This window comes from Rhizobium sp. WYCCWR 11128 (assembly GCF_013416305.1).
In the GTDB taxonomy this organism is placed as follows: Bacteria; Pseudomonadota; Alphaproteobacteria; order Rhizobiales; family Rhizobiaceae; genus Rhizobium; species Rhizobium indicum.
The window spans coordinates 78210-92694 of the sequence record NZ_JACCEZ010000015.1 but is presented as its reverse complement, the minus strand read 5'-3'; the positions used below and the strand labels follow the sequence as shown (position 1 = coordinate 92694).

Here is a 14485-nt window from a genome sequence, read left to right as displayed (position 1 = left end):
CTTGCGACAAAAGAGACAGGATGACCGTGGCAGTATCACTTCGGGCTATCGGACTTGCGCTCGCCTGAATTTCAGCCAAAATCCTGATGGTAATACGCGGGCCCCTGACAGCAGGGCGGCGTGCCTGAAAAATATTCCTTTAATAAATCAAAGATGATTGCAGATTGATGGCAGCGTGGCGGCGGAAATCGGCCAGCCGAGACTGAACAATTCGAGTTTAGATCTAGCTTCACGGCGCGGATGCGACATGACTTTCGTAGAATCGCAAGGGGACAGAAAGTATCGGACCAGCGAGAGAGTGGGCGGGCTCGTTGAGTGCTCGTCGCTGCAGGTGGAGCTCCGGCGTTTCGATCCGGGCTGGCAGGTCGACCTTACACTCGAATGCACGGAAATAGCCGTTCTGCTGTCGGGTCAGTCGAAGATCAGGTGGACTGGTGACGGTCACAGGCAGGAGGCTATCGCTCGGCCCGGTGTCGCTTGGATATGTCCGGCTGGTGTCCATGAGAGCGATGTAGAAATCATCGGCACCATGCCCGAGTCCCTGCACATCTTCCTGCCGCCGTCGCTCGTCGGTGAGAGCGCTCTTTCGAACTTTGATATCGACCCGGCCAGGGTGCAGCTCGCCTATGCCGGCGGCGTCCCCGATCCCATGGTGCTGCAGATCGGCCAGCTCTTTCGCGGTTTGTTGAATCGAAGTTTAGAAGCGACCGATCGACTCTTCCTCGACGGGATTCAGATGGCGCTGGTGGCGCACCTGCTCGGCACCTATTCATCTGGCCGGTGGCGACCTGCCGCGCGGGCGCCGGCCATCGATCCAAAAAGGCTGCAACGCGTCTTCGATTTCATCGAAGCCCGCATCGCCGCACAGATCTCGCTGAATGACCTTGCTGCCGAGGCCTGCCTTAGCCCCTTTCATTTTGCCCGTATGTTTCGCAAAGCCACCGGCCTGACCCCGCATCGCTACGTCACCGAGCGACGGATCGAGGCGGCCAAGGAAAAGCTGCGGCTTGCGCGATCCTCGCTCGTGGAGATCGCGCTCGATACCGGCTTCGGCTCGCAAGCGAATTTTACCCGCGTCTTTCGCAAGATGACTGGCTTGACGCCCGGCCAGTACCGCACGCTCATCACCGATTAATGGTAGCCGCCTGCCGGAGCGCACACCGGAGCGCAAGATTTGCGCATAGCGCAGCAAGAGCTGAAAATACTGCAAAACCCTTTTCGGCCTACACCTGTCTCATCGAACGGGGAGCACTCATCCCCAAACGAAAAGAGGAGGCAGGCAGATGATTACCACCGACCAAGCTCGCAGGATCATCGCCGCAGGCGAGTCGCGGGCTCAAGAAATCGGCGTGCCGGTCAATATCACGGTCCTGGACGCCGGAGCCCATCTCAAGGCGTTCAGCCGAATGGACGGCGCAGTGCTCGGTTCGATCGACCTTGCTATGGGCAAAGCCCGGACGGCCGTATTGTTTCAAACCACAAGCGAGGCCGTCTGGGAATATTGCAAGCCCGGCGCTCCCGCCCATGCCCTCGAATTATCCAACGGCGGCTTGGCTCCCTTTCCCGGTGGCATCTCGCTTTTTGCCCGCGACGGCACAGTGATCGGCGCCGTTGGCGTTTCCGGCGGAGCGGTGCCGCAGGATCTCGAAATCGCGCAGGCAGCGGCTGCAGCCGTCGTGTGATGCTTGTGCCGATCCTTGATTTTGACCAACCCAAAAGTATCGAAAGGAATGTCGCATGACCAAGACCATTTTGATCACTGGTGCAGGCTCTGGCTTCGGCAAGGCTGCCGCCATCGGCATGGCTAAGAACGGCCACAGCATCATCGCGACCACGCAGGTTTCGTCACAGGTCACGCCGTTGCGTGAGGAAATCGCCGCCCTCGGACTCAAGGACTTCCGCGTCGAGCGTCTCGATCTCACCGATCCCTACGACATCAAGCAGGCGCAGGGCTGGGACTTTGACGTCCTCTGGAACAATGCCGGCATGGGCGAAGCCGGCCCGGTCTGGGAAATCCCGATCGAGCTCGTCCGCAAGAACTACGAAGTCAACGTCTTCCTGCCGCTGGTGCTGACCCAGGGCGTCGTCCAGAAATGGGTGCGCGAACGCAAGAGGGGCAAGGTGGTCTTCACGTCCTCGATGGGCGGCCTCTTCACTCCGGCCAACTGGGGCACCTACGTCTCCACCAAGCACGCTTTGGAAGCGATCGCCGAAGCGCTGCAGCAGGAACTCGCCCCTTATGGCATCAAGATCCAGACGATCAATCCGGGCGCCTACTACACCGGCTACAACGAGACGATGGCCGACAATCCGTTCCGCTGGCTGGACGACAGCAAGAACTTCACCAAGCGCGCAGATCTGCGCAAGGGCTTCGACGATTTCTTCGCCACCCCCGAAGGTAAGATGGACCCGAAGGAAATGATCGACCGTATGATCGACGTCGTCCCGGCCGACACCGGCAGGTTCCGCAACGTGGTTCCGAAGGTAGTCGAGGACATGCTGAAGGAGCATCAGCTGAGAGCCTGGGAAAACCAGATCTGATCAGCGTTTTTGGCGGCGAGCGCTGCAAGCGGCACCCGGCCAGCGGATGTCGCGCCACCAACCCGATCCTTGGAGGAACCCATGTCCACCACCGCAACCGCAACAGTCCGCAGCCAGGAATCCTTTGTCCACCGCATCTTCAACGCTGCCCTCGGCATCGCCGCCACCATTCTGGCTATGGGTGGGCTGGAGGCTCGCGCCGCACCGCAGACGCTGACTGAAACCGAACGCCGCAACAAGACGACCGTCGAGGCTGGCTTTGAAGCGTGGGCGGCCGGCACAGGCAGCCCTTATGACCTCCTCGCCGACGACGCCCGCTGGACGATCGAGGGCTATTCGCTGGCGTCGAAGACCTATCCTAGTCGCGAGGCGTTTTTACGCGAAGTGATCCGCCCGTTTAATGCCCGCATGAAGGCGCCGCTGAAGCCCGCGATCCGCAACGTCTATGCCGACGGCGACACTGTGATCGTCTTTTTCGACGCCCGCGGCATCGCCCGCGACGGGGAGCCCTACGCCAACACCTATGCCTGGTTTCTCGACATGCGCGACGGCCGTATCGTCCGCGCCTCGGCCTTCTTCGATTCGGTCGTGTTCAACGCGTTCTGGACCCGCGTGACGCCGGCCGAATAGCCGGAACGGCCACGTGCTGGATCCATGCAGCAATCGTCAGGACGGCAATTCAATTTATCGCGTGCATCTGATCTGCCGTCGGTCGCGCGTCATCTTTGTATCACGCGCCGCGAAGCGACCAGGTGGATTGGCCTGTTGCCTTCAAAGGCCCGTCCGCTGCGCTGCACGTCCGCCGTGCTTTTGTCGCCGTCCAATTGAAACTGGTTGACCAGATCCCGCAGGCGGCCTGCCTCGGAGGACAACGAGGCAACGGCGGCCGTCGACTGCTCGACCATCGCCGCATTTTGCTGGGTCGCCTGGTCCATCTGATTGACGGCCGTGTTGATCTCGGCAAGTCCCGTCGATTGCTCGCGCGCCGAGGTGGCAATCGCATCCATGAGTTGGTTGATCTGGACGACGTACTCACCGATCGACTTCAGCGAGGTTCCGGTTTCGAGAACCAGTTTCACGCCATTTTCCACGTCAGTTGATGACTTTTGAATAAAGCCTTTGATTTCCTTGGCGGCTTGAGCTGCCCGCTGGGCAAGCTCGCGGACCTCCTGGGCGACCACGGCAAAACCTTTGCCCGCCTCTCCCGCACGGGCGGCTTCAACGCCGGCGTTCAGCGCCAAGAGGTTCGTTTGGAAGGCGATTTCATCGATTGCACCGATGATGTTCGAAATCTGCTGTGAGCTGTCTTCGATGCGGCGCATGGCCTGTTCCGCCTCAGAGACGACCGTTGCCGACCGCTGGGCACTGATATCGGCTTCTTTGGCCACATTGCGCGCCTCGTCGGTGCGTTTGGTCGACATCGTCACATTCGAGGTGATCTCGTCCAAGGCTGCAGCCGTCTCCTCGAGAGAGGCGGCTTGTTGTTCGGTGCGTTTGGAAAGATCCTGCGCGGCAGATGCAATTTCACCGGTTCCGTTGTCGATGCTGTGTACCGTCTCGAGCACGGCGCCGATGGTCGCACCCAATTGCCGGAGCGAAGCGTTGAAGTCTTCGCGCAAGGCTTCGTATTCGGCCGCAAATTGCTCCGAAAGCTGGAAGGAAATGTCGCCTGATGCAAGCCGCCGGAGACCTTCGCCCAATGTCGTGGTCGCGAAGCGCAACTGTTCCGCCTCGCGTTCGGCGCGCTGCTGGGCTGCGGCGCGCGCTGCCTCGCTCTCGCTGCGGGATTCGGCGGCTTCCTTCTCCAGCCTGACGACGTTGAGGGCATTCTGACGGAAGATTTCAACCGCGCCGGCCATCTCGCCGACTTCGTCGGCGCGACCGGCATAGGGAATATCGCTGTCAAGATCGCCATCCGACAAGCGCCTCATGGCGGAGGCGATGCTTCGGATTGGGTTGGCGATGCCCGATATCGCAAACAAGATGCCGGCTAAGGCAAGAAGCACGGCCAGCGCTGCGATCGCGGCCGTCAGCATGAAAGCGGATTGTGCGGAAGCACCGCTCGCGGCCACAAAGCCTTCGGCCTGGCTGAGAATAAAAGCAGCCAGATCTGCCACCGCCTTGTTCACCAGCTCGGCTTGTGGCTCCATATTTTCCTTGAAGAAGCGGATTGCTTCAGGCGTCTTTCCGTCATTTTCAAACGCAATCATCTGCTCTGCCAGCGCGCGATATTTGGCGAGTTCCGGCTTGATCTGATTGATCAGTTCGCGCCCCCGCTCGGTGCGGACGCCTTTTTCGTATTCGGCGACAACTTTCTCGAGCGTGGCAACGGCGGCATCGATTCGTTGCTGCCCGACATTCCGCTCCTCCGCTGTATCCTCCAGGAGGTAATGGGCATGGACCAATTTCAGGTCGAGGAAGTCATCCTTGATCTCGCGAGCCGTCACAAGCCGCTGCATCCAGAAGGTCCCGATCTGCTCAGTATTGGCACGAAGTGTCGAAATCGTGCTCAGCGAGATATAGGACAGGCCAACCATGAACAGACTGATGATCGACAGCTTTAAGATCAGGGCTTGCTTGATGCTCGGGCGCTTCATGCGGGTCTCCTCGAAGGTATCTGGAACGACCGGCATGCCGGCTGATGCAAGATCTCGCGCTAGATTCAATAATTTAGTATTAACTAAACAATGATCTCGCTCTATTTTCCTGAGATCTTCTGATCAGATCCATACTTCCGCGATCAATTAAACGCCCTGCGACTTAAAGTTCCTGGAAATCCAAGGAAATAGCAGCCATGGCGAGCGAAAATGGCAGCGCCATCAGGTCTCGATACCAAGAAATGAATCGGTCGACATTGACCCGGTTTTGGACATCGAGCCCTGATGAGAGGGAGCAGATCGGCACGATCTGGTCATCTTCGCCATGGAGAACGAGCGTTGAAACGCCAATCGCCTTCAGGACGGGAAATGCCGATCCGCTCACGCAGCTGTCCTGCCGTCTGTGACGTCGGCAAGCACCTGCATGCTTGCCAATAGGTCCACGGGACAGATACTGGACCCATGCACCAATTAGAAAAGCAATTTGCCGGCATTGAAATCGTTCTCTGGCAGTATTCCGAGAACGAAGGCGATCGGAACCGCAGGATGCAGTCGCTTTCACCGGATGAGCTGGAGCGCGCCGCGACCTACCGCTTCGAACGGGATCGGGCCTCGTTCGTTGCCGGCCGGTATCTCTTGCGGAAACTGTTGAGCGTGCAAACCGGGATATCGCCGAGCAAGGTCCCATTGTCTCCGGACAGGCACGGCAAGCTGAGGCTTGAAGGTCGTGAGAGGCCGCAATTCAGCCTCGCAAATACCGACGGGCTTGTCGCGGTCGCTGTCGCTTCAGGATGTGACCACCTGGGAATAGACTGCGAACGCGTCGATACCGAGATCGAAGCGGCGGCAGTGGATAACTATTGCAGCGCGGACGAACGGCGCTGGCTCATGGAATTGCCTGCGTCCGAACGCACGCGTGCGGCCATTGCACTTTGGACCCTGAAGGAGAGCCATCTGAAGGCACTCGGCGTCGGGCTGCGCGAGGATCCCCGCAACGTGGCCTTTTCCTGGAAGGATGGCATCCCCGTCATGGTCGATGGCGGCGATCGCGATCGGCGATGGCATCACCGTCTGGTCGAAAGTGGCAGCCAGCACGTCGTTGCGCTGGCTGCTCGCTCTCAATTCGGGCTCCCCGGCATTTCGACGCGCCTGTTTCAGGACGACAGCATGCCGTCCGAATAGCCGGCTCGGAGCTGATGAGGCATTGCGGAAGCGGTCTCCGTCGCCCAGGCGAGTTGCCCATTGTCGGGTTCCGCATCGAAATGCTGCCGGCCGAGAAGGGCATTGACGATGGTTGCGCTGCGCCAGGCCATGAGGCTGAGCTGAGAGTCGGCGATACCGTGCGAATATCGCCCCGCATTCTGCGCAAACAGCCGGTTGGTCCGCGGACCCGTCCACTGCATCGTGTAGTCGTCATTGAGAAGCGGATAGCCGTTTCTATCGAGCGTTATCCTGTCGCTCAGCGAGCCGAGAGCATCCGGCAATCGGAACCGATAGCCGGTTGCCAGAACCACCGCATCCGCATGAAGCACCTCGATGCCACCGTCGAATTGGTTCCTGACGATGAGCCGATAGGCATTGCCGTTCCGCTCCATCTGAATCACATCGCGATTTGGCGCCAGAGAGGCATTGAGTGTGCTCGGCTCGAGATAGCGCAATGCATAGAGGCGGCGGTAGATCGAATGGATCGTCGAAATCGACAAGCCGTCGCTGGTCAGGATCGAGTTTTTCAAAGCGGCCTGCTTCTGCTCGCCACCGAGCTTCAGATAGGCCTGCACATATTCAGGCGAGAAGACCTGGTTCGAAAACGGCGTATCGTTGATCGGCTCGAAATTATGACGCCGGCTGATCCATGTCAGCTCCGTCATCGAACCGGGATCGGTCAGCAAGGCTTCGACGACTTCACCGCCGCTTTGACCGCCGCCGACCACAACGATGCGGGCAGCACCGAGATCGGTGAGACGCGATTTGGCCTCGCTGTTATGAAAGCAATCGGTTCCTAGAAACGGTTTTGCCCAGTCGGGCACGAAGGGCGAAGATCCCGTGCCGATCACCAGGTTTCGCGCTTCTTCCTGCCCGTTGTCGAACCGCAGGAAGAAGCGGTCGTCGCGGTGCTCGACGTCGCGGATCTCCGTGCCAAAGCGCAACCCGTCCAGGCCGTTGGCGACCCAGGCGAGATAACGTGCAAACTCCTGCCGGGGAACGGCCTCATAATTGGCGTTCAGGAAAGCGTAGAGCCTTTTATGGGCAACCAGATAGGAGACGAACGACCAGCGGCTGGTCGGCAGGACCGGGGTGACGAGGTCTTTCAAAAAGGACGATTGCAGCTCGACGCCGGGCATCATCATGCCGGGGTGCCAGTCGAACGACGGGCGCCGCTCGAAGAAGCGGCTTCTGATCTCGGGCGCCGACTCGAACAGGCAGGCGAGGCTCAGATTGGAGGGGCCGATGCCGATGCCGGCAATATCCAGCGGCTCTGCATCCCTGCGGGCAAAAGCGACGGTCATGCGATATCCTTCTCTGTTTCCTTGAGACGCAGGGCAAGCCTTGAGTGGAAGGCGGGAGACCCGATCATGTGCAGATGGTTGGTGCCGGTGATGATTTCGGCCGCACGCGCCCGCGGCGACAGGCGGCGCCAGTCGATCAGATTGAGGCCGCGGTTGAGGCTGTCGTCGGCAGCCCAGGGATAGATCGGCACATCGTGGGGAACCAGCCGGTGCTTGCGGAAGATCAGGGCATTGTCGATCAGCACCCAAAACGTATGCTCGCGACTGCTGATATCGGGCCCGTCGTTTGGAAGCGGGTCCTTTTCGTCGCCGACAAAGCGCAGGAACTGATCGCAAGTATCCGCGTCCATCGTCGACAACAGCCGGTCCCATTCGGGGCGCATCGCCGTTTTTCCAAGCCATGCCTCTACGTCTCGATGAAGCGCATCGCGCTCGCCCGGCCGGAACCTCGGCTTTGCTCCGATCGCGAATTCCGATCCGAGATCGCAGACGTCGACCATTGCCATCATCCTGACGTCGACCTCATCACCGAGGGCGCGGGCGGCCTCGTAGGCCAGAAGCCCGCCCCACGACCAGCCGAGGAAATAGCAGGGCGCTCCCTGGCTATGCATCCTGATGTAATCGACATAGCTCTCGATGATCTCTTCGACCGGAGCGCCGACTGCCTTTTTCTCGGAAAGCGAGTGGCAAATGAAGCCAGTCGCCGGCTGATCGGCTCCGAGATAATCGACGAGCTTGACATATTCACGGGTGCTGACGAGAAGCCCCGGAAAGCAATAGAGCCGCGGCTTGGCGCCGGAAGCACGCAACACGATCACTTCCGAGATATCCCGCTCGTCGCCCTGCTCCACGACGCCGGCAAAGGAGCGTATGGTCGGGTTGTTGAAGATATCGGCGACGGTGAGCGGGGTTTTCGGCCGGCGCTGCCGCAGCTGCGAAAGGATGCGGATCGCGCCCAGCGAATTGCCGCCGATCGCGAAGAAATTGTCCTCGACGCTGATCGCTTCCAGCTTGAGAACCTGCCGCCAGACATCCAGCACCTCTTCTTCAAGCGCGGTCGTCGGCTCGACGATGGCACGCTTGACCGGCTGCGGCGCCGGCAGCGCGAAGCGATCGAGCTTGCTGTTCGGATTGGTCGGCATTTTTTCCAGTTCGACCACGGCAGCCGGCACCATATAGGACGGCAGGCTACGTTCGAGACCGGCGCGGATCGTCTCGACGTTCAACGTCTCGTCCTTCTTCGGAACGACGTAGGCAACGAGCGCCTTTTCACCGCCGGCATCGTCATCGCGCAGGACGACCAGAGCTTCGCCGACGCCGGGTTGCTGAAGCAGAGCCGCTTCGATCTCACCAAGCTCGATCCGGTAGCCGCGAAGCTTCACCTGATGGTCGACACGACCGACGAATTCGACGGTTCCGTCATCACGCCAACGCGTCAGGTCGCCGGAGCGATAAAGCCTGCCGCCCTCCGTGAAGAACGGATCGGGGATGAAGCGGTCCGCTGTCGTGTCCGGCTTGCCGAGATAGCCGCGTGCGATACCCTCGCCGCCGATATAGAGCTCGCCGGTGACGCCGATCGGGCAAGGATTGAGATCGGGGTCGAGCACATAGACCCGCCTTAATCCGACAGCACGACCGAGCGGAGCATAGACCCCCTGAAATTTCGTGCCGGCCCTCACCTTCCAGACCATCGGCGTCATGATGGTTTCGGTCGGCCCGTAGCCGTTGATCAGCCATTCCGATTTCAGCGCCCGCGACAGTAGATCGAAGGTCGGTTGCGCCAGCCCCTCGCCGCCGAAGGAGTAAAGCCGCATCGGCGGTGCGCCGTCGGTTATATCGGCCCATTCCGCCAGTTGCTGCAGATAGGTTGTGGGAATGCTGGCATTGTTGGCGCCGTGCTTGCGCATGGCCGTCAATGTCTCTTCCGGCGTCCACAGCGGCTGATCGGGAAGAATGATGCTGCCGCCCTCCATCAGCGGGTTCATCCATCGCTCGTGCCCGCCATCCGAACTGAAAGGCAGGAACGGCAGCTCGCGGGAGGCCGAACTCATGCCGTAGACACGCGAGGTGTTCTGCAGATGGTGCGTCAGCGGACCGTGCTCGACGGCGACACCCTTCGGCAATCCCGTCGATCCTGACGTGTACATGACATAGGCGAGCTGATCCTTGTGAGTGGGAATATCAAGGGGCGTATCCGGCTCGCCGTCGAGGTCGATCTTGTCGAGTTCGAGGATAATCGTGTCGAGCTCTTCCGGCAGCCGATGGCGAAGCCAGCTATGGGTCAGAACGATCTTGACGCCGCCATCGCGCAGAATGTGATGGTTGCGCACCGGCGGATGGTCGGGCTCGACCGGGATATAGGCGCCGCCCGCCTTCAGCGTCGCGAGGATCCCGACGATTGCCTCCGGCGAGCGCTTGATGAAGATGGCGACCGTCACCTCGGCGCGAACACCCAGCTGCCGCAACCGATGTGCGAGGCGGTTGGTGCCCGCCTCCAGCCAGCCATGGCTCCACTCCTCGTCGCCGTAGACGATCGCCGTCTTCTCCGGCGTCTGGCGCGAATGGGCCGATATCAGCTCGTGGACCGGTCTGTCATCGTTGACGACGTCGTCTTCATAGGGCGCCGACAACGGGTCGAGTTCGTCACTGCCGACGAGTTCGATGTCCTTGATCCGCACATTCTGCCGCGCAACGATCTGCTCGAGCACAAGGGTGAAATGCCGGGAGACACGCGCGATCAGGGCGCTGTCATAGAGATCCTGTGCATAGTCGATCAGCCCGGATGCAGCACCATCCAGACCTGCTTCGATCACCAGAGAAAGCTCGCTGTCGGCGCGCGCGCCCAGGGGCTCCAGATTGGTTGCCTGCCTGGGGATCGAATACGGCTCGCGGAATTCGAACAGGGCCTTGACCACGGCTTCCTGGGCCGCCGCTTCGTCGACGACCAATTCCTGCGTGATGCGCTCCAGCGGAACGAGCCGGCGAAGGCCCTCCTCCGTTACCGATGAGATTGCAGCAATGACATCGTCAAGAGAGTTTCTGGAGGCGAGCGACAGGATGAGGGGAAGGACCTGTTCGGCACGGCCGCGGTTCGCAAGGTGTTCCTTCTCCGGCCGCGCGATCAGGAGCCCGGTCAGCAAAGCATAGTTCCCGCTGTAGCGTGCCAGCAGCGCGCAAAAGGCGGCATGAAGCACGCGCTCGACCTGATATCCCTTATGCTGCGCATGTCGACCGAGCTTTTCCCAGAGACCAGGCTCGATCGAAAATCGATGCTGAGCGCGCGCGACACCTGCCAGCCCGCCGCTGTTGAAGCGGGTGGGAAAGGTCGAGGCCGCGTAGTCGAGACCGATCGTGTTCCGCCAATAGGAGAGGGATTCCTGCGCCTGCTCGGTCTGCAGCCATTCAGCCTCCCGCGTTCCGGCCAAGATCTCAGTCAGTTGCGTGTCGCCGGAGGGTGCGCCTTCGAGAATTCGCGTCAGGGAGCCGGCGAGAATAGACTTCTCGCGATCGTCCGAGATTACAGGATGAAGCACGATCGTCAGAAGCGACTGCCCATCGGCAAGCAAGATGATTTGAACACGCGTCGGTGGACCAGTAAGGAGATCGAAGCGCCCGTCGCGGAAGGCTTTCTGGGCGGCCAACGCATCCGGCTCTGCAAGAGCAGCGCTTTCGCCGACAATCTCGATCGGTACGGCGCTCAATGCGCCGCAGTATTGCTCGACGCGACCGCCTGCCAGCCGGCGGAACCGGGTGGCAAGCGACGGATGTTGCGCCACGAGCGTCCGGCAGGCGCCGGCAATCGTCTTGACGTCGACCGCCGGGCGCAATCGCAGCGAAATGACCTGGTCGGGAAACACCGTGTCATTGCCGATCTGCTCCAGCGACCAGATACGCTTCTGCGCGATCGTCAGCGGGAAGCTCTCGAAGACCGCGTCCGTTGCGACATCGGTCGGATAGGCATCTGCGAAGTTTGTGATCTGTTTGTTCATCCGTGCCATCCAGCCGTTTTCAGAGACGCGCATCGCCGGCGATTGCCGAGCGCAAAGAGAGGGGGCGCGGATCCGCCCAGACTGCAGCGATATGCGCCAGGCATTGCTGGCGCGAACCGGCAAAGCCCGCCGGCTCCCAGCCCAGGGGAATCCGCTTGTCTTGCGGCCAGACCGAGTAGCGACGCTCGGTGTCGATGACGGCGATCCAGAGATCGTCGTGAGGTTCAAGATTATCCATTCGCAGCTCCTGCGGTGATGATGGTCATGCGCAAGTGACGGATCCGGCAGGCTGCAGTTTAGAAAATTGATGAGAATTTTTTTCTTCGCTTACCCCTAAACCCAGCGGGAGATGGATCGTCATTCTACTAAATCGGCGCAGGAGCACGCTTCATGCTCGCAGCACCAAAAGCCCGACCGGTCCTCGACCGGCCAAGGAGAACATCATGGATTTTGACGCCGTCAAACAAAGGCGCGCTCTGCAGTCGCGCAGCTACGTCAGCCTTGCCCCCAATCTCATCCACCTCAAGACCGCTTACGGCCACCACGAAGCCGCATTCGAGGTCGAGGCCGGCATCGCGTCGGTGACCTTCTACCATGGCGATCCGGTGCAATCGGCAGAGCTTCTGATGGCGGCTGCCGAAGCCGTGACGGCAGAAGATCGCTCGATCACCTCAGTCGTCTTCGAAGGGCATCAGACAAGCCTTCCCAGACACATTGCGGATGCAGGCGGAAGGCTCGATTCGGCGATCCTGTGGCAGTGGCCCTCGCTCTGGCTGCCGCAGCTGTCCTATCCGCTGCCGCCCGTGCAGGAGATGACCGCGGGCCGCTATCATCCGCGCCGGCCGGCAAAACCGAAGGGCACGATCTACAGGCGTTTCATCCCCTGGCTGGAACGGGAAATCACCTTCACGGTGGCCGATCCGGAGACCGATCTTGCAGCATTTCATCGCTGGATGAACGATGAGCAGGTCAACACGATCTGGGAGGATGCGGGTTCGATCGACAAACATCGCGAGATCCTGGAAGAGAGGATCGCTGATCCGCATGTCCTGCCGCTGATCGGCAGTTTCGCGGACATTCCCTTCGGCTATTTCGAGGTCTATTGGGCGAAAGAGAACCGGCTCGGTCCCTTCTACGACGCCGACGACTATGATCGAGGATGGCACGTCGCGATCGGCGAGCCCGGCTATCGCGGCAAGAAATGGATCAGCGCATGGCTTCCCTCGCTGATGCATTTCATCTTCCTCGATGATCCGCGCACGAAGCGCATCGTCGGTGAGCCGCGCGCCAGTCACGAGCAGCAGATCCGCAACCTCGACCGTTCGGGTTTTGCCAAGGTCAAGCACTTCGATTTTCCGCATAAGCGGGCGCTCCTGGTGATGCTCGGCCGCGAGCGTTTCTTCGGCGATCGTCTGTGGGTGCCGGCATCATGAACGATATGAGCGACGTCAGCGGCAGCTTCCGGAAACGGCAGCGTCTCGCACCGGAAGACCTTGCCAGTCCTGAGCTTTTCAGGCTGCTGCTTCGGCTTGGCCTGCCGGCCATGTTCGGCCTGTCGATCAACGCCGCCCATCACACGATCAACATGATCTTCGTCGGGATGATCGGTGAAGACCAGATCGCGGCGATCATGATCGTCCTGCCGATCCTGATGCTCATCGCCGCCTTCGGCGAGGGGATCGGCGTCGGTGTCGCAACGGAGGTCGGGCGCACGCTCGGAGCCGGCAACCGATCCCGGGCCGGCGCCATTGCCTCGATCAGTCTTGCTGCCGGCGTCGTTTTCGGCGCGGCAAGTGCCATCGCAATCGTCGTATTTCCAGATTTGCTGCTGTTCGGCGCCACCCCTGCCCTTCAGCCGCTCGCGCAACATTATCTGATGATCATTGCGGTCTCGGTGCCGCTGACGATGGCGCAGATCATTCTCGATTTCCTGGCGATCGCAGAGGGCAATGCCCGCTTCAGCATGTGGACGCTGGTCGCCTGCTTTGCGCTGAACATGATCCTCGATCCGATCATGATCTTCGGCTTCGGCTTCGGCCTGCAGGGCGTTGCAATCGCAACCATCCTGTCGCAGCTCGTCGCGCTTTGCATCTATGCTGCCTACCACGCCAGGCGACTTGGGACGGTCCGGCTGACGTTTGGCTGGCGGTGGCGAGATATCGGTTATCTCAGGCCTGTCCTTGCTGTGGGCGCGCCGACGACGCTGACCAGTCTCGCAACCGCTGGCGCGATTGCGGCAATGGTGTCGCTTGCCGGCACCTATCACGGAGAAGCCGGCATCGCCGGCGTCGGGATTGCCTTGCGGCTGCTGGCGGTCGGAACCCTCCCCGTCATCGGCATTTCACTCGGGGCCCAGTCGATCCTGAGCTTTGCCTGGGGTCGAGGCGATACGGCCCGAGTGCTGTCGACAGTCCGCATCCTGACAGTGGTCACAAGTGCGGTGAGCGGCGCATACGGGTTGGGGGCGCTCGTTTTCTCCCAGGAGCTTGCCTCGTTCTTCACCGACGATGCGGTGGTGATCGGGATCGCAGGGCAGGCGATCATCGCGACCCATCTTCCCCTTCTGTTTTTCGGCCTGCGGCAAACGGTGTTGATCCTCTTCCAGGCTCAGGGCAGACCGAAAGCGGCGGTTGCCATCGGCCTGGCGCAGAATGGCTATCTTCTCTTTCCGCTGCTTGCTCTTCTGCCGCCGTTCTTCGGCTTTTCAGGCTTGCTGGCGGCAATATTCCTGGCCTCTGCCCTGTCCGGCCTGCTGTCGGCCGTCTGCCTGGCGAGGACGCTCAGCGCGCTCCGGCAGCGCTCTGCCGATCATCTGACCTCCATCCGTCCATATCCCAGCTTTTGTCCATGA

12 protein-coding genes are annotated in these 14485 nt (G+C 60.7%); 7 read left to right on the top strand and 5 right to left on the bottom strand.

The features are described 5' to 3' along the window. Nucleotides 1-247: 247 nt before the first annotated feature. The 4 genes from HX898_RS30200 to HX898_RS30185 all read left to right on the top strand — a co-directional run bounded on the left by HX898_RS30200 (nt 248) and on the right by HX898_RS30185 (nt 3171). Complete coding sequence (locus HX898_RS30200) at nt 248-1135, top strand: AraC family transcriptional regulator (RefSeq protein ID WP_180196564.1); 888 nt, start codon at nt 248-250, stop codon at nt 1133-1135. Between the two features lie 148 nt (nt 1136-1283). Continuing rightward, nucleotides 1284-1682 (top strand): heme-binding protein, encoded by a 399-nt coding sequence (locus tag HX898_RS30195; RefSeq protein ID WP_138390346.1) that lies wholly within the window; start codon nt 1284-1286, stop codon nt 1680-1682. Nucleotides 1683-1737: 55 nt separating this feature from the next. Next, the gene (locus HX898_RS30190; RefSeq protein ID WP_138390347.1) at nt 1738-2541 is read left to right on the top strand and encodes an SDR family oxidoreductase; all 804 of its coding nucleotides are present in this window, start codon (nt 1738-1740) and stop codon (nt 2539-2541) included. An 81-nt stretch (nt 2542-2622) separates the two neighbouring features. Next, nucleotides 2623-3171 carry a nuclear transport factor 2 family protein gene (locus tag HX898_RS30185; protein ID WP_138390349.1) on the top strand — a complete coding sequence of 183 codons (549 nt, stop codon included), beginning with the start codon at nt 2623-2625 and terminating at the stop codon, nt 3169-3171. Nucleotides 3172-3260: 89 nt separating this feature from the next. Here HX898_RS30185 and HX898_RS30180 read toward each other — a convergent pair whose 3' ends face one another. Then, nucleotides 3261-5138: a HAMP domain-containing methyl-accepting chemotaxis protein gene (locus HX898_RS30180; protein WP_138330736.1), complete on the bottom strand. Its 1878-nt coding sequence runs from the start codon at nt 5136-5138 to the stop codon at nt 3261-3263. A gap of 163 nt (nt 5139-5301) precedes the next feature. Then, nucleotides 5302-5523 (bottom strand): hypothetical protein, encoded by a 222-nt coding sequence (locus HX898_RS30175; protein WP_138330737.1) that lies wholly within the window; start codon nt 5521-5523, stop codon nt 5302-5304. A 77-nt stretch (nt 5524-5600) separates the two neighbouring features. Here HX898_RS30175 and HX898_RS30170 point away from each other — a divergent pair, with 77 nt between their 5' ends. Next, the gene (locus HX898_RS30170; RefSeq protein ID WP_180196563.1) at nt 5601-6320 is read left to right on the top strand and encodes a 4'-phosphopantetheinyl transferase superfamily protein; all 720 of its coding nucleotides are present in this window, start codon (nt 5601-5603) and stop codon (nt 6318-6320) included. Here the strand turns inward: HX898_RS30170 and HX898_RS30165 are convergent. Genes HX898_RS30165 through HX898_RS30155 form a run of 3 tightly spaced genes read right to left on the bottom strand, consistent with a single transcriptional unit; the run spans nt 6293 to nt 11872 of the window. Next, complete coding sequence (locus HX898_RS30165; RefSeq protein WP_180196562.1) at nt 6293-7645, bottom strand: SidA/IucD/PvdA family monooxygenase; 1353 nt, start codon at nt 7643-7645, stop codon at nt 6293-6295. The two genes, HX898_RS30170 and HX898_RS30165, sit on opposite strands and share 28 nt — an antisense overlap. Further along, a complete protein-coding gene (locus tag HX898_RS30160) occupies nt 7642-11634 on the bottom strand; it encodes a non-ribosomal peptide synthetase (protein WP_180196561.1) in 3993 nt (1330 codons plus the stop codon). The genes HX898_RS30165 and HX898_RS30160 overlap by 4 nt, the downstream gene beginning before the upstream one ends. Nucleotides 11635-11653: 19 nt before the next feature. Further along, nucleotides 11654-11872, bottom strand: a complete 219-nt coding sequence (locus HX898_RS30155) for an MbtH family NRPS accessory protein (protein ID WP_171597865.1) — start codon at nt 11870-11872, stop codon at nt 11654-11656. 205 nt (nt 11873-12077) lie between these two features. Between HX898_RS30155 and HX898_RS30150 the strand changes: the two genes are divergently transcribed. Beyond that, nucleotides 12078-13067: a GNAT family N-acetyltransferase gene (locus HX898_RS30150; RefSeq protein ID WP_138330742.1), complete on the top strand. Its 990-nt coding sequence runs from the start codon at nt 12078-12080 to the stop codon at nt 13065-13067. Beyond that, nucleotides 13064-14485, top strand: a complete 1422-nt coding sequence (locus tag HX898_RS30145; protein WP_180196560.1) for an MATE family efflux transporter — start codon at nt 13064-13066, stop codon at nt 14483-14485. Before HX898_RS30150 ends, HX898_RS30145 begins: the two co-directional genes overlap by 4 nt.

Bases quoted from the DNA above. Each gene is read 5' to 3' on its own strand.
- HX898_RS30200 (WP_180196564.1), top strand. From the start codon at position 248: ATGACTTTCGTAGAATCGCAAGGGGACAGAAAGTATCGGACCAGCGAG.
- HX898_RS30195 (WP_138390346.1), top strand. From the start codon at position 1,284: ATGATTACCACCGACCAAGCTCGCAGGATCATCGCCGCAGGCGAGTCG.
- HX898_RS30190 (WP_138390347.1), top strand. From the start codon at position 1,738: ATGACCAAGACCATTTTGATCACTGGTGCAGGCTCTGGCTTCGGCAAG.
- HX898_RS30185 (WP_138390349.1), top strand. From the start codon at position 2,623: ATGTCCACCACCGCAACCGCAACAGTCCGCAGCCAGGAATCCTTTGTC.
- HX898_RS30180 (WP_138330736.1), bottom strand. From the start codon at position 5,138: ATGAAGCGCCCGAGCATCAAGCAAGCCCTGATCTTAAAGCTGTCGATC.
- HX898_RS30170 (WP_180196563.1), top strand. From the start codon at position 5,601: ATGCACCAATTAGAAAAGCAATTTGCCGGCATTGAAATCGTTCTCTGG.
- HX898_RS30165 (WP_180196562.1), bottom strand. From the start codon at position 7,645: ATGACCGTCGCTTTTGCCCGCAGGGATGCAGAGCCGCTGGATATTGCC.
- HX898_RS30160 (WP_180196561.1), bottom strand. From the start codon at position 11,634: ATGAACAAACAGATCACAAACTTCGCAGATGCCTATCCGACCGATGTC.
- HX898_RS30155 (WP_171597865.1), bottom strand. From the start codon at position 11,872: ATGGATAATCTTGAACCTCACGACGATCTCTGGATCGCCGTCATCGAC.
- HX898_RS30150 (WP_138330742.1), top strand. From the start codon at position 12,078: ATGGATTTTGACGCCGTCAAACAAAGGCGCGCTCTGCAGTCGCGCAGC.
- HX898_RS30145 (WP_180196560.1), top strand. From the start codon at position 13,064: ATGAACGATATGAGCGACGTCAGCGGCAGCTTCCGGAAACGGCAGCGT.